At 34.4% G+C, this 15,012-nt stretch carries 14 protein-coding genes; 7 read left to right on the top strand and 7 right to left on the bottom strand.

Translation table 11 applies throughout. The annotated features are described in order from the left end of the window. Positions 1-210: 210 nt before the first annotated feature. From rpiA to mutH, 5 genes are all read left to right on the top strand, one after another. Complete coding sequence (gene rpiA, locus AC5LWZ_RS02925) at positions 211-870, top strand: ribose-5-phosphate isomerase RpiA (protein WP_294893214.1); 660 nt, start codon at positions 211-213, stop codon at positions 868-870. Between the two features lie 69 nt (positions 871-939). Continuing rightward, complete coding sequence (gene serA / locus AC5LWZ_RS02920; RefSeq protein ID WP_294882456.1) at positions 940-2,181, top strand: phosphoglycerate dehydrogenase; 1,242 nt, start codon at positions 940-942, stop codon at positions 2,179-2,181. Positions 2,182-2,773: 592 nt separating this feature from the next. Further along, on the top strand, positions 2,774-3,310 hold the full coding sequence (locus AC5LWZ_RS02915) for a Dps family protein (protein WP_065578262.1): 537 nt from the start codon (positions 2,774-2,776) through the stop codon (positions 3,308-3,310). A gap of 81 nt (positions 3,311-3,391) precedes the next feature. Next, positions 3,392-3,940, top strand: coding sequence for an NADPH-dependent FMN reductase (locus AC5LWZ_RS02910; RefSeq protein WP_493463938.1), 549 nt, complete (start codon positions 3,392-3,394; stop codon positions 3,938-3,940). Positions 3,941-4,014: 74 nt separating this feature from the next. Next, entirely contained in the window at positions 4,015-4,689 is a 675-nt protein-coding gene (gene mutH / locus AC5LWZ_RS02905) for a DNA mismatch repair endonuclease MutH (RefSeq protein WP_493463937.1), read from the top strand. A gap of 232 nt (positions 4,690-4,921) precedes the next feature. Here mutH and argA read toward each other — a convergent pair whose 3' ends face one another. From argA to aroE, 5 genes are all read right to left on the bottom strand, one after another. Beyond that, positions 4,922-6,250, bottom strand: coding sequence for an amino-acid N-acetyltransferase (gene argA, locus AC5LWZ_RS02900; protein ID WP_110448659.1), 1,329 nt, complete (start codon positions 6,248-6,250; stop codon positions 4,922-4,924). 237 nt (positions 6,251-6,487) lie between these two features. Beyond that, positions 6,488-7,690 (bottom strand): MFS transporter, encoded by a 1,203-nt coding sequence (locus tag AC5LWZ_RS02895; RefSeq protein WP_493463936.1) that lies wholly within the window; start codon positions 7,688-7,690, stop codon positions 6,488-6,490. 258 nt (positions 7,691-7,948) lie between these two features. Further along, positions 7,949-8,464 carry a shikimate kinase AroL gene (aroL, locus tag AC5LWZ_RS02890; protein ID WP_198222052.1) on the bottom strand — a complete coding sequence of 172 codons (516 nt, stop codon included), beginning with the start codon at positions 8,462-8,464 and terminating at the stop codon, positions 7,949-7,951. A 197-nt stretch (positions 8,465-8,661) separates the two neighbouring features. Then, positions 8,662-9,015 carry an Aca2/YdiL-like domain-containing protein gene (locus tag AC5LWZ_RS02885; protein WP_110448656.1) on the bottom strand — a complete coding sequence of 118 codons (354 nt, stop codon included), beginning with the start codon at positions 9,013-9,015 and terminating at the stop codon, positions 8,662-8,664. Positions 9,016-9,153: 138 nt separating this feature from the next. Beyond that, on the bottom strand, positions 9,154-9,984 hold the full coding sequence (gene aroE, locus AC5LWZ_RS02880) for a shikimate dehydrogenase (RefSeq protein WP_110448655.1): 831 nt from the start codon (positions 9,982-9,984) through the stop codon (positions 9,154-9,156). Positions 9,985-10,365: 381 nt separating this feature from the next. Between aroE and rpmB the strand changes: the two genes are divergently transcribed. Then, positions 10,366-10,602: a 50S ribosomal protein L28 gene (gene rpmB / locus AC5LWZ_RS02875; RefSeq protein ID WP_034884345.1), complete on the top strand. Its 237-nt coding sequence runs from the start codon at positions 10,366-10,368 to the stop codon at positions 10,600-10,602. 15 nt (positions 10,603-10,617) lie between these two features. Then, positions 10,618-10,785 (top strand): 50S ribosomal protein L33, encoded by a 168-nt coding sequence (rpmG, locus tag AC5LWZ_RS02870; protein WP_034884348.1) that lies wholly within the window; start codon positions 10,618-10,620, stop codon positions 10,783-10,785. Between the two features lie 128 nt (positions 10,786-10,913). On the opposite strand, the gene gltP is transcribed toward rpmG, so the two are convergent. Beyond that, positions 10,914-12,224 (bottom strand): glutamate/aspartate:proton symporter GltP, encoded by a 1,311-nt coding sequence (gene gltP, locus AC5LWZ_RS02865; RefSeq protein WP_181414705.1) that lies wholly within the window; start codon positions 12,222-12,224, stop codon positions 10,914-10,916. A 90-nt stretch (positions 12,225-12,314) separates the two neighbouring features. Further along, positions 12,315-15,008 (bottom strand): DNA topoisomerase (ATP-hydrolyzing) subunit A, encoded by a 2,694-nt coding sequence (gene gyrA / locus AC5LWZ_RS02860; RefSeq protein ID WP_110448653.1) that lies wholly within the window; start codon positions 15,006-15,008, stop codon positions 12,315-12,317. Positions 15,009-15,012: the final 4 nt, after the last annotated feature.

Raw genomic sequence — 15,012 nt, 5'->3', positions numbered from 1 at the left:
ATCTCTTTACTAATGATTTGATCTTTGCTTGGTCATTCAAGCTATTTTTATTTTGCAAAAAATTTGAAATCGATCTAAAACTTTATAGATTTTCTTAAAATACTAATGATTTTTGCTTTCCAATTGGTTACTATGCCATATATTGAACAATTTTGCTTTTAAAATTTTAAAATTTTTTTGATCAAAATCATATTTACATACGGTGATATCATGACACAAGATGAACTAAAAAAGGCTGTAGGCTGGTCAGCGCTAAAATATGTTAAGCCTGATTCATTAGTTGGCGTTGGAACTGGGTCTACTGCGGCGCATTTTATTGATGCACTTGCGACAATAAAAGATCAGATAAAAGGAACTGTCTCTAGTTCAGAAGCATCAACTGAAAAATTAAAAAGCTATGGAATTCCTGTATTAGACTGTAATGAAGTAGATAGCTTAGATATTTATGTCGATGGTGCCGACGAAATTAATCATCATATGCAAATGATTAAAGGTGGTGGAGCAGCACTAACCCGTGAAAAAATCGTATCAGCTTTAGCTAAGCAGTTTATTTGTATCGTTGATGAATCTAAAGTTGTCGATGTCCTTGGCAAATTTCCTTTACCAGTAGAAGTCATTCCTATGGCTCGTTCTTATGTTGCTAGAGAATTGTTCAAACTTGGTGGCAAACCAATTTATCGCCAAGGTGTTATTACCGATAATGGTAATGTCATTTTAGATGTTCATGATCTTGTTATTGCCAAGCCAATAGAACTGGAAAATCGTATTAACAGCATTGCTGGAGTAGTTACTGTTGGATTATTTGCCAATAAAGGGGCTGATATTGCCTTAGTCGGTACTAGTTCTGGTGTAAAAGAATTAACAAAATAAAAGATTGCATTTTTGATGGATAATTTTGTGTTTACAATCAATTAAAATATTAAGCATAGAGAGGAATAAATGGCTGTTCAGGCATTAACGAAAGACGAAAACAAGTTTATATTACTTGAAGGTATCCACCCTAGCGCAGTTGAAACACTTAAATCGGCGGGCTTTAATAACATTGAGTATCATAAGGGGGCACTATCGAAATCTGAGCTTGAAACAGCTTTAAAAGATGCCAGATTTATTGGTATTCGTTCCAGAACCCATTTAACTAAAGAGATCATCGATGCAGCGCCAAAATTAGCCGGTATTGGTTGTTTTTGTATTGGCACTAATCAAGTTGAACTTGACGCAGCGACGGTTAAAGGTATTCCGGTTTTTAATGCGCCATTTTCAAATACTCGCTCTGTAGCAGAGCTGGTATTAGCTGAAGCAATATTATTACTTCGCCGAGTACCTGAAGCTAACGCTAAAGCCCATCAGGGTAAATGGAATAAACTAGCCACAGGTTCGCACGAAGCTCGAGGTAAAAATTTAGGTATCATTGGTTATGGTCATATTGGTAGCCAATTGAGTGTATTAGCTGAATCATTAGGAATGAATGTCTTTTTTTATGATATTGAAACCAAATTATCACTAGGAAATGCCAAACAAATTCCAACAATGCGAGAATTACTTGCTATCAGTGATATTGTCAGTATGCATGTTCCAGAAAATCCAACCACAATTAAAATGATTAGCCAGCCTGAAATTGATATGATGAAAACAGGTGCAATATTGCTCAATGCATCACGTGGTAGCGTGATTGATATCGAAGCGCTAACACAAGCTTTAGAAACCAATAAACTAAGCGGTGCTGCAATTGACGTTTTCCCAACGGAACCTGCTACCAATAATGATCCTTTTGAATCACCTTTATGTAAATTTGATAATGTTATTATTACTCCTCATATTGGCGGTTCAACCAGTGAAGCACAAGAAAATATCGGTATTGAGGTTGCAACTAAATTAGCGAAATATTCCGATACTGGTGCAACCCTTTCAGCGGTTAACTTCCCTGAAGCTTCATTACCGATTCCAGCAAAAGGTTCAAGCCGTTTTATCAATATTCACCATAATCAACCTGGGGTATTAACGGCTATCAATACATTATTTGCTGAACAAGGTCTAAATATTTCTGCCCAATATCTACAAACTGATGCTAAAATAGGTTATGTCGTTATTGATATTGATAGAGTTGAACAAAATAAAGCCGAAGAGTTATTAATTAAGCTGAAAAGTGTTACAGGTACAATTCGAGCAAGATTATTGTTTTAATTTTTATCATTAAAAATGATTTGGGTCGTTATTATTTAAAAGATTAAATAATAACGACTTTCCCAAAAACATATACTCGAAAATTCCATTACGCTATTTAGTAAAAAAACTGGTAACAATTTAGAACAATTTTAATATAATAGTAAAAATGTAGCGTTTGTTACCAAATTTAACCAATAATTTCAGGCTAAAAACCCCTTTCCTCAATTTTTTTGATTTATATATTTATAATTATTTTGCTTATCTCATGATTTTAGATTTTTAAAAATAGTAAATAGCATCAGTCAAGATTGTCATTCAGAGTTAAAGTAAGTCAACAAATATTAGTTTAACAAATAAATTTAATTATCTAATTTATAAAAATATTGATGCTATAAATGATTTAAAATGGCTTTAATTTGATCATAATTTGCAAAATTAATTATTATTTTGAAATTGATTTTTAACGATTTAGTAAATATTTTTTTGATTAATTTATCCATAGACTATTGATATAACAGCAATAGTTAATAATGACTGTTTTTTACTGATGAGTTGGCGTAATTTGATATTACAAAGTTATTTTACTTTTCAATTAACAGGAGAATCTAATATGGCTAAAAGTACGACTTCGGCAAAAAAGCTACAACAAGCAGCGATTTTGTTTCCAACTGATTTAGGTCAAAAGGCATCAAAAGATATTTCCGGTGCCATGAACTCTGTATTAGCAGATGTATTTGCTTTATATTTAAAAACCAAAAACTTTCATTGGCATGTAAGTGGTCCTCATTTTCGTGATTATCATTTAATGTTAGATGATCATGGAGAAGAATTATTTGCAATGACTGATCCAATTGCTGAACGTGTCCGGAAATTAGGCGGTACAACTCTACGTTCAATTGGTCATATTTCAAAATTACAGAGTATCTCTGATAACGATGCTGATTTTGTTGAACCATCGGATATGATAGCTGAACTCTGCCAAGATAATATTAAACTTACTACTCGTATGCGTGTAGCCCATGATATTTGTGATAAATATAATGACTCGGCAACAGCAAGTTTAATTGAAGAATGGATAGATCAAACTGAAAAACGCGCATGGTTCTTATTTGAAACAGGCCGTAAATTGGACTCTTCTGGTCACTAAAATCTAGTGGCGATGAGTGATCATCCCGAATAAGAGACACATATTGTGTCTCTTTATCTTTTGAATAAGGGAGAATTACAAATGAGTAAAAAAATTGCTGTACTTGTTGGTAGTTTACGTAAAGATTCCTATAATTTAAAAGTCGCAAAAGTATTACAACAGATAGCGCCACAATCACTTTCTTTAAATATTATTGAGATTGGTGATTTACCGTTTTATAACGAAGATATTGATGTAGATTCACCACCCAAATCTTATGAACGTTTTCGTCAACAAATTGCCAATTGTGATGGTGTTATATTTGTGACACCAGAGTATAATCGAGGCTTGCCGGCAGTGATTAAAAATGCTTTAGATGTGGGTTCTCGCCCTTATGGTAAAAGTGTTTGGTCGCAAAAACCAGCTGCGGTAGTTTCTGTCTCTCAAGGTGCTATTGGTGGTTTTGGTGCAAACCATCAATTACGACAATCATTCGTTTTTCTTGATATGCCAACACTACAACAACCAGAAGCTTATATTGGTAATATTAACAGTGCTTTTGATGAAAATGGTAATATTAGTGAAAAAACTAAAGCATTTCTTTCATTGATCATTAATGGTTATGCTAATTGGGTTGAAAAACTAAGTTAATAATGATTTATTTTAATATCCACAGCCAATATAATTAGTTGTGGATATGATAAAAGTTATTTAAAACAGATTAAATGAAAAATTTCCAACCTTGCAATGAACAAGAATTATTAAACCGAGCCAGACTCGCTGCAGGTTATAGTTTCGGTGAGATCGCTAACTATTTAAATATTGCTATTCCAGCTAATCTTAATAAACAAAAAGGATGGGTAGGTAATTTAATTGAAACTTTTTTAGGTGCTAATGCTGGTAGTAAAGCCGAACGTGATTTTGCTAATTTAGGTATCGAATTAAAAACCATTCCAGTTAACAAACAAGGTAAACCACTCGAAACTACTTTTGTCAGTGTCCTCCCTTTAATGGCTAATCATGGTATAATTTGGGAAACAAGCCATGTGAAATATAAACTAAGTAAAGTTCTGTGGATCCCTATTGAAGGTGAACGAAGTATACCGCTAGCCCAGAGAAAAGTTGGCCACCCCATATTATGGACACCAACTGAACAACAAGAGCAACAACTTAAACAAGATTGGCAAGAGTTGATGGATATGATTGTACTTGGTCAGGTTGAAAAGATTACTGCCCGTTATGGCACTTATCTACAGATCCGTCCTAAAGCAGCTAATGGAAAAGCTTTGACTGAAGCTATTGGTGAAAACGGCCAAATTATATTAACGCGTCCACGAGGATTTTATTTAAAAAAATCATTTACGTTACAAATTTTGCAAAATGCGAATTGTTATATTTAAAGTGGGTCAACAATAGTATTCATCCCCCTTTAATCTTGCTTATCTTTTCTATTTTCAATAATGCTATTTCTTCCATAAATAATAAGCAATTTTTTACCTTCTACATAGAATCATATTGATAGTTTATTGATATAGCCATCGTTTACCTTAAATTAATAATTAGGCCATCTTATATTTAGTCAAAATAAAAAAGTCCAACTTGAATAAATTGGACTTTTTAAACTTGATATAGTTAAACTAAATCAAACATTAAAATTTTCGAATTTCTTTGATAATTATAAAGTTGTTTCTTTTTAATAGGCAGGTCATCGACTTCAGCTGGATTAAAGCCTTTTTCACGAAACCAGTGAATACTACGAGTAGTCAACACAAAGATCTTTTCTAACCCCAAATTGTGAGCCGTTTCTGCAATTTTTTCTAATAATAGATCACCGCGTGACGAGTTTCGGTATTGAGGATGAATAGCTACACAAGCCATTTCGCCCATTTTTTCTTCCGGATATGGATAAAGAGCTGCACAGCCAATCGTCATATTATCACGCTCAATAATGGTAAATTTATCAATTTCAATTTCTAACTGTTCTCTTGAGCGTTTAACCAAAATACCTTGTTCTTCAAGTGGACGGATTAATTCTAAAATACCACCGATATCATTTATCGTTGCGGTACGGACTTGTTCTGAATGTTCCATTGACACTTGAGTTCCAATACCATCACGAGAAAATAGTTCTTGCAGAATAGAACCATCCACTAGATAACTGACTAAATGGCTACGACGCACACCATTGCGACATGCTTTTGATGCAGCACGTAAAAAACGCGCTTCACTAGATAAATGCTTACCACTTTGCTCTTTGTTATTAACGTAATTATCGGCATCAATCGGAAACAGATCGGTAATAACATGATTGTTTTCATCAAGCACACCTTGCTCAGCACAAAAGCTTACTAATTTCTCAGCTTTAAGGCGAATAGCAACTTCAGCGGCAACATCTTCGGACGATAAGTTAAAACTTTCACCAGTAACTGATACCCCTACAGGCCCTAATAATACAATTGATCCTCGGTTCAATTGTTCATCAATTGCCTCATTGTTAATTCGCCGAATTTTCCCAGTGTGACAATAATCCACTCCGTCATCAACACCTAATGGCTGTGCAATAACAAAATTACCGCTAACAACATTGATATGTGCACCTTGTAACGGCGTATTATTTAAGCTCATTGATAAACTTGCTGTTATATTGAGCTGTAATAATCCGGTCACCTGTTTAACAATGTCTAAAGTTGCTGCATCAGTAATTCGAGTATTTTTATGATATCTAGGTTGGATATTATGACTTTTGAGTGATTCATCTATTTGGTTACGAGCACCATTCACAATAACCAATTTAATGCCTAAACTATGCAATAAACCAATGTCACTAATAATACTTGCATAATTATGACTCTTTAGCACTGCACCTGTTAATAAAATAACGAAAGTTTTTCCTTGATGAGCATTAATATAAGGTACCGAATGCCTTAAACCATCAACCAATTCAGTTGTTCTTTCTTTCATCTTATCACCACCAAAATGAATATTTATTCATATTTTTTGTATTTTTATTTATTTTTTAGTTAATAGCAAGTCTTTTTTGATAAGTTCAACAAGCTAAAGTTCGATACTGACGTAGGAAAAAACTTTTGTTAAATTAGCTAGGAATTGACAAAACATTAATTTATTAACAATGCTTATAGACAAGAGCCGTCATTAAGACGGCTCAGTAATTATTTTAGTTATTCGAGTGATTCACATTTAAATCTTCTTCATATCAATAACTTTAATAAATCTGCAGTAAACAATTAGTCCTAGTAAGGTACTCATTACGGCCATTATCAAATCAGCTAAGATAGCATAACTAACATTAATTTCGGCCAATTCAGGGATAACTCTCGGGATAATAAAGAAAGACAGGCCACTGAAAGTATACATACAACCCACAGCAAGCCCTTTGCGAGTTGGAAACATTTGTTGCATCACAACTAAGGTTAATTGTAAAACACCTCCAGCAGCAAAAAATCCCATCCCGATTGCGGTGATTAAACACATTAATGGCGATAGGTCAAAATAAAATAATAGTAAAACCAATGATGACATTGCAGGTAAGATAAAAATACAATAAATTGGTTTCAAGAATTTTTTCACTATAAAAGCAGTGATAAAGACAGAAACGATTGAAGCAGAACTATAAAAGCTAATAAGCTGTTTAGCTTCAATTGATGGCATATTAACCGCCTTAATTGCAATCGCAGGTAGCCATTGCCAAATAATCACAAAGGTTGCGGTGGTTGTGAATCCCATAATTATCAATAAAATGCCTTCAAAAGCAAAATTTGGTTTACGAATAAAGTAATCATCAGAACCTTGATTACCTTTAATTCTGGTATCTTTAGGTGGAAATTTTTTTGGTAGCAAATTAATTGCATTAATAATTAGATAGGCAGTAAAACCTAAAAATGCCCATCCATACCAAATATCGTATTTATAAAATAATCCAACAATTAGTGGCAGAATAAAACTTCCCATTGAGATAAAAGCTTTAATCAAAACACTTGCCGAACCAGATGAGCGAGGAAAACATTCAGTTAATGCAGGCATAGACCCTGTATCTAAGAAAGAGTTACCTATACCGATGGCAATAGCTAAACAAAACGCAATATCTATATCATGACAAAATGGCATACTGACGAAAAAGATAATATAACAAGCCATACCTAAATAGATAAACAATTTTCGTCCAAATTTATCAGATAGCATTCCACCGACAAACATTAATAAAATTTTTCCAATACCGATTCCTGATGCAACATAGCCAAGACCGACATTTACATCGGTATTAAGCTGTTTTGAAATGCCTTCTGCGAACTGCATAATAACAATTAAAGCAATACTTTGTATTATGTAATTAGCATATATAGAGCCAGCAATCCCATAAGAATTGACTCTTTGATTATCCATGTGTAAAACTCCAATATTAATTTAACTAGTTTAAGCGACTTAAAAAACGCAATCGCAATTAATATACAAGTGTTCACTACTATCTGAAAGTAATATATATCAATTACTTACTATTAATAGACTATTTTATTTGCTGTAATTCAAGAATCTTCAAAATTATTAAATTTATGATATGTAGATTGTTTAAATTACAAATTGATGTACTAACATTATGCCGAGGCAAATAATTTATATTTAAATAAAAAAATGGCTATTTGATTAATTATTTTGCAATTTTTCTAATATTTCAGTAAGAATTAAATTTTCGTCTTGGTCAACATTAACAACATGATGAGCGGCATCGTGATATAGAGGTAAGCGTTCAGCAAGCACTTTCTCCATCTCATCGGATATCGACATACCCGTCAATGATGGTCTCTGCGCTACATTTGGATCTTTCATCAAACGTGCCGCTAATGTCGCAGCTGGAGCTGAAAGAAAAATAACTGTGCCATGCTGTTTCATAAACTGACGATTTTGCTCAGCCAGTACCATGCCACCACCAGTTGCAATAACTCTATTGGGTTTAGCTGTCTCAATAAGCACTTGGCTTTCTCTAGCTCGAAACCCTTCCCAGCCTTCTTTTTCAACAATTTCCGCTACAGTTTTTTGCGTTGTTTCGAGTAAATGACAATCTGTATCAATAAAAGAAAATGATAACTTATTGGCTAACATTTTACCCATTGTTGTTTTGCCAGCGGCTCTTGCACCAACTAAAAAAATTGTTTTCTTCATTGTGGGTCCTTTTAAATATACAGATCTGGAAATAAGTTATCTATGCTAGAGATTCATTTAACTTTTTGCAATATTTTTTTACAGTCTAATTTAACATCATCGTAACAATATGATTTAAATAAATATAATAAAAAATAACTGTAAATAATTTATTACACATTCAATTTTAATCATAGCCTATGTGTCAAATATAGTCATTAACACAATTTTTCTAACCCTCTAAAATAGAGTTCAGTGGCAATCGATTGATGTAATCGCCATTGCAAAACATCTAAGTCAGGGTTAACTTTTTTGAATTCTGGATAACTCATAAAATAACGAATGGTGTTACTACCTACACGGTCATTAATGCTGTTTATAATCAGTTTTATTTTCTCGTTGCGAAAAGATTTTAATTCTTTCATAGCTATTGCCACATTTTCAGGAATAGGCAATGAACCGTTTTCCCACTCACGCCATGTTTCGACATCAGTCTTACCAATGTATTCACTGGCTTCTGACACTTTTAACATTAAAAATCGGCGATACGCTTGTAATTCTAAATTAGTCATAACTACTCCTTTTTAATCAATTTTAAATTTATTAAACATGGTTACTTTATTGCTTCCATAAATATTTAAAATGATGATTAAATACCTAAAATCTTAAAATATCGCTCTCATAAAATGAGAGCGAGGCTATTTATAATTTTATTTTCCTGCTAAGGCATCAATTACAGCTTGTTTTGCTTTCTCAGAAAGATCTTTGCCGGTCCAAATTTTAAATTGGGCATTTGCTTGACCAATAAACATTTCTCGACCAGAAATCGATTCCCATCCGGCTTTTTCTGCTTCTTGTCTAAATTTGGTATTGTATGGTGTATATACTATATCGTATGCAATCCCTTTACCTTTAAACCAAGCTTGTTCGTAAGGTGTCTGATCTTCAAATTTGCCTTGCATACCTAATGGGGTAGAATTGATAATAATTTGCGCTTCAACTTTATCTCTATCTTCCCATGCAACCGTTTTAAGATTAAATTCTTTAGCCAATGCCTCTGGAAGATCAGTAACAATATCCGTTACTGTAATGTCATGATAACCAAGGTCTTGTAAACCAACAACCGCAGCCCTAGCCGCACCACCAGCGCCAAGTAGTAAAACCTTCTTATACTCAGCAGGTAGTTTTTTTTGTGCTAATGGTTGCATAAAACCAATAATATCAGTGTTATCACCGCAAAGTTTGTCACCATCCCAATAAACTAAGTTAGCAGCTCCCGCTTTTTTGACGTGTTCGGTAACTTCATCTAAATAAGGAATAATAGTTTGCTTATGTGGAATAGTGACACATAAACCACGAATATTAAGTAATCTTACTGATTTAAATAAAGTAGCAATATCTTCGGGTGGTGTAGGAAATGGTACCAATACGGCAGGAATACCATAATCTTGGAATGATGTTGTATGAATAAGTGGGCTCATACTATGCCCTAATGGATAACCGATAATGCCATAGATACTGTATGGCGTGAACTGACTCATACTATCTCCTTGAAAGTAAGAAAATTAGGCCTAACAGATAATATCTGAATTCAATAGTATTAAAACATATTTATTATAAAATTAAATAGTTTTATATTGCACAACTCAACATAAGCTACGATATAATAGTTTTATTAATAATAACAACTCTCGGTATATTTATTTTTTTCAATTAGAAACTTATTTTTAAGCATAAATAAGATAATGCTTGAGAATTTGCCAGTAAAAGCGTATACTTCGCTACCTCATTATTATGGGTGTAGTGTGAGAGGTGAGACTGCTTCTCAAAAGAACTGCAGCGAACTAAAAGCCTGACGAGGTTAATTCCATTAACATATTACGCCCTAGGCTTAAGCATAGAAATTTTGGAGAATTATTGACATGTCACGAGTATGCCAAGTAACAGGAAAAGGTCCTTTAGTGGGAAATAATCGTTCTCATGCGATGAATGCTACTAAACGTCGTTTTCTACCAAACCTTCAAACTCACCGTTTCTGGATTGAGAGTGAAAAACGTTTTGTAAAATTGCGTGTATCAGCTAAAGGTATGCGTACTATCGATAAAAAGGGTATTGATGCAGTTTTAGCTGAACTTCGTGCCCGTGGTGAAAAGTACTAATAAGGAAACCATATCATGGCTAAAGGTGTACGTGAAAAAATTAGATTAGTTTCTTCTGCTGGTACCGGTCATTTTTATACCACTAGCAAAAACAAAAGAACCATGCCTGAAAAAATGGAGATCAAAAAATATGATCCTGTTGTTCGTCAGCATGTTGTTTATAAAGAAGCTAAAATTAAATAGTTTTATCTAGCAATAAAAAACCCAGCTTAAGCTGGGTTTTTTTATATTTTGAATAATCTCACCATTAAATTTATTAAATTAGATGTATAAAAAAGCTTCATTTACCTGAAGCTTTTTAGAGTAAATTTCTATTTTAAATATTCTTGCTCATAGGCTCTTGCCTTTTTATCATCAAAGACATGTTCCCAACGCGCAATAACAATTGCCGCTAATGCGTTACCCACAACATTAACAACTGTTCTACCCATATCTAAAATTCGTTCAACACCCATAATATAACCGATACCTTCAAGTGGAATACCAACACTACCAAGTGTTGCTGATAATACTAAAATTGAAGCGCCTGGCACTCCAGCAATTCCTTTTGATGCAATCATTAATGTTATTACAATGATAATTTGATCTAAGATACTTAAATCCATACCAAATAGCTGTGCTAAGAAGATGACCGTGATACTTTGGTATAATGTTGAACCATCAAGATTAAATGAATATCCAGTAGGAATAACAAAGCTTGTGATCGCTTTTGGTGCTCCATAGGCCTCCATCTTTTCAATGATTTTTGGTAATGCTGTTTCTGAACTTGCTGTAGAAAAAGCAATAACTAATTCTTCCTTCAATATTTTTAATAAGGTAAAGATATTGAACTTACATAGTTTACAAACTGCACCTAATATCAATAATGTAAAAATGATCATTGCAGAATATACAGTTAAAATCAGTTTTAATAGCGGTAGTAAAGAAGCAAAGCCATATTTAGCAACGGTTACGGTAATTAATGCAAATACACCAATTGGAGCATAACGCATAATCATATTGGTCACTTTAAACATAGTATCTGAAACTACTTTCAAGAAGAACACAAATGGTTCGCGTTGTTTATCTGGTAAAGACATTAAACCTAAACCAAAAAATACACAGAAGAAAATAACCGGTAAAACTGCACCATCAGTCATTGCTTTAAATATATTTGCTGGAATCATATCTAAGATCATGACAATCAAACCGTGAGGTTTGCCACTTAACTCTTCGGCTGCTTTAGTATATTTACTAATATCAGTTGTAGCCAAAGTTGAAGAGTCAATACCTGCACCCGGTGCAAAAACATTACCCCATAAAAGGCCTAATAAAATAGCAATTGTTGTAATGATTTCGAAATAAAGAATGGTTTTAAATCCTAATGTTCCTAAACGTTTAGATCCACCAATTCCAGCAATACCTAATGTCAGTGTACTAAGAATAATTGGTAAAACAATCATCTTAATTAAACGAATAAAGATATCACCTGCTGGTTGAAAAATATTAACAATTGAAAATTGGTAATATGAATGTAACGCATGATTAGGATCCGCTAGTTCATATAGAAAAGCACCAACAGCTACACCTAAAATCAAGGCAATTAATATTTGCCATGCAAGATTAGTTAAGATTTTTTTTATTAAGAAAGACATGTAATTCTATTCCTTATCACTGTTTTAGAAAATAAAAAAGGATTAGTCTGTGTGGCTAATCCTTTTTTATAATTAAAATTATTGCTCGGATTCTTGGGTTGAATCATTATTATCCTCACTCTGTGGCGATAGTTCCGATTCAACATCATCCTCTGTTTCAGCAATTCGCTGTAATCCGACAACCTTCTCATTTTCAGCTGTTCGAATCAACGTAACCCCTTGCGTGTTTCGTCCAACAACACTAACTTCTGATACTCGAGTTCGTACTAAGGTTCCGGCATCAGTAATCAGCATGATTTGGTCGGTTTCTTCAACCTGTACTGCACCAACTACAGCACCATTTCGCTCACTCACTTTAATAGAGATTACGCCTTTCGTTGCTCGTGATTTTGTTGGATATAACTCTTGTTCAGTACGTTTACCATAACCATTTCGAGTTGCGGTTAAAATTGCCCCATTACCACGAGGGACAATAAGTGAGACAACTTTATCATCACCTTCTAATTTAATACCTCGAACACCTGTTGCTGTTCTACCCATACAACGGACTTTATTGGCCGGGAATCGTACAACTTTACCATTGGCTGAGAATAACATAATATCTTCAGTATTGGAAATTTGCGAGACCTCATCACCATCGTCAAGCTCATCAACAATAACATCATCATTGAGTTCTTCATCATCAACAGCATCTGCTGTTTCGTTACTAGTTAAATCAACACCAATTAACTCATCATCATCACGTAAGTTAATAGCAATAATGCCACCACTTCTCGGACGACTAAATTCAATTAATGAAGTTTTCTTAACCGTACCTTGAGCTGTCGCCATAAACACACAATGCTCATCATCAAATTCACGAACAGGTAGAATCGCTGTAATACGTTCATCTGCTTCCAATGGTAATAAATTAATAATTGGACGACCACGGGAGCCTCGACTGGCTTCAGGTAATTGATAAACTTTCATCCAATATAATCTGCCACGACTTGAGAAACAAAGAATCGTGTCATGAGTATTTGCAACCAGTAATTTTTCGACAAAATCTTCTTCTTTAATTTTCGTTGCCGACTTGCCCTTACCGCCCCGACGCTGAGCTTCATAATCAGATAACGGTTGGTATTTTACATAACCTTGATGAGAAAGCGTAACTACAACATCTTCTTGAGCAATAAGATCTTCAATATTGATATCCGCACTACTTGCTGTAATTTCAGTTCGTCTTGCATCTTGGAATTGATCGCGAACAGCTTCAAGCTCTTCGCGAATAACTTCCATTAGTCTTTCTGGACTCGCTAGAATATGTAACAAACCAGCAATTTGAACTAATAGTTCTTTATATTCATCAAGAATTTTTTCGTGTTCCAGTCCTGTTAAACGATGTAATCGAAGATCTAAAATTGCTTGGGCTTGAGCTTCAGAAAGATAATAATGGCCATCACGAATACCAAATTCAGGTGCTAAATCTTCAGGACGAGCGGCATCATTACCCGCTTTTTCAAGCATTGCCGCAACATTACCTAGTTGCCAAGCTTGCGATAATAATTTAGCTTTCGCTTCAGAAGGAGTCGCCGCAGCACGAATTAATTCAATAACAGGATCGATATTAGCCAATGCTATCGCTAAACCTTCCAACACATGCGCTCGTTCACGAGCTTTGCGAAGTTCATAGATAGTTCGACGCGTTACGACTTCACGGCGGTGAAGAACAAACGCCTCGATCATTTCTCGTAAGTTTAATAGTTTCGGTTGACCTTTATGTAAGGCAACCATATTAATCCCGAAAGAAACCTGTAGTTGAGTTAATGAGAAAAGATTATTTAAAACGACTTCGCCAACTGCATCACGTTTGATTTCAATAACAATGCGCATACCATCTTTATCTGATTCATCACGCAATGCTGAAATACCTTCAACTTTTTTGTCTTTAACTAGTTCAGCTATTTTTTCGATCAGTTTTTTCTTATTAACTTGATAAGGGATCTCATTAACAATGATCGTTTCACGACCACTATGATCATCTACTTCAATCGTCGCCTTTGAACGAATATAAATAATACCACGGCCAGTTCGATAAGCATTTTCAATACCTTTACGGCCATTAATCAAAGCAGCAGTAGGAAAATCTGGACCATGAATATATTCCATTAATCCATCAACAGAAATATTTTCATCCTCAATAAATGCTAAGCAACCATTGATAACTTCTGCTAGATTATGAGGAGGGATGTTGGTTGCCATACCAACAGCAATACCTGACGAACCATTAATTAATAAATTAGGAATGCGAGTTGGCAACACGTCAGGAATCATTTCTGATCCATCGTAGTTTGGTGAAAAATCTACTGTTTCTTTATCTAAATCAGTTAATAATGCACCGGCAAACTTTTGCATGCGAATTTCGGTATAACGCATTGCCGCCGCAGAGTCACCATCGACAGAACCAAAGTTTCCTTGGCCATCAACAAGCATATAACGTAATGAAAATGGTTGTGCCATACGAACAATGGTATCATAAACGGCTGAATCACCATGTGGATGATATTTACCGATTACGTCCCCAACAACACGAGCAGATTTTCGGTAAGGTTTATTCCAATCGTATCCAGCTTCATGCATTGCGAATAAAACCCGTCTGTGAACAGGTTTAAGTCCGTCGCGGACATCAGGTAAAGCTCGCCCAACAATAACAGACATCGCATAATCAAGATAAGAGGATTTTAATTCGTCTTCAATATTGACGGGGGTTATTTCTTTGGCTAGTTCGGTCATAACA

Source organism: Gilliamella sp. LMG 34362 (assembly GCF_984569125.1).
Note: the sequence above shows the minus strand (reverse complement) of the source record. Positions and strands in the feature narration are given on the sequence as shown.

Bases quoted from the DNA above. Each gene is read 5' to 3' on its own strand.
- AC5LWZ_RS02895 (WP_493463936.1), bottom strand. From the start codon at position 7,690: ATGGATAATCAAAGAGTCAATTCTTATGGGATTGCTGGCTCTATATAT.
- aroE (WP_110448655.1), bottom strand. From the start codon at position 9,984: ATGAGTCAGTTCACGCCATACAGTATCTATGGCATTATCGGTTATCCA.
- rpmB (WP_034884345.1), top strand. From the start codon at position 10,366: ATGTCACGAGTATGCCAAGTAACAGGAAAAGGTCCTTTAGTGGGAAAT.
- mutH (WP_493463937.1), top strand. From the start codon at position 4,015: ATGAAAAATTTCCAACCTTGCAATGAACAAGAATTATTAAACCGAGCC.
- aroL (WP_198222052.1), bottom strand. From the start codon at position 8,464: ATGAAGAAAACAATTTTTTTAGTTGGTGCAAGAGCCGCTGGCAAAACA.
- rpmG (WP_034884348.1), top strand. From the start codon at position 10,618: ATGGCTAAAGGTGTACGTGAAAAAATTAGATTAGTTTCTTCTGCTGGT.
- AC5LWZ_RS02915 (WP_065578262.1), top strand. From the start codon at position 2,774: ATGGCTAAAAGTACGACTTCGGCAAAAAAGCTACAACAAGCAGCGATT.
- argA (WP_110448659.1), bottom strand. From the start codon at position 6,250: ATGAAAGAAAGAACAACTGAATTGGTTGATGGTTTAAGGCATTCGGTA.
- serA (WP_294882456.1), top strand. From the start codon at position 940: ATGGCTGTTCAGGCATTAACGAAAGACGAAAACAAGTTTATATTACTT.
- gyrA (WP_110448653.1), bottom strand. From the start codon at position 15,008: ATGACCGAACTAGCCAAAGAAATAACCCCCGTCAATATTGAAGACGAA.
- AC5LWZ_RS02885 (WP_110448656.1), bottom strand. From the start codon at position 9,015: ATGACTAATTTAGAATTACAAGCGTATCGCCGATTTTTAATGTTAAAA.
- rpiA (WP_294893214.1), top strand. From the start codon at position 211: ATGACACAAGATGAACTAAAAAAGGCTGTAGGCTGGTCAGCGCTAAAA.
- AC5LWZ_RS02910 (WP_493463938.1), top strand. From the start codon at position 3,392: ATGAGTAAAAAAATTGCTGTACTTGTTGGTAGTTTACGTAAAGATTCC.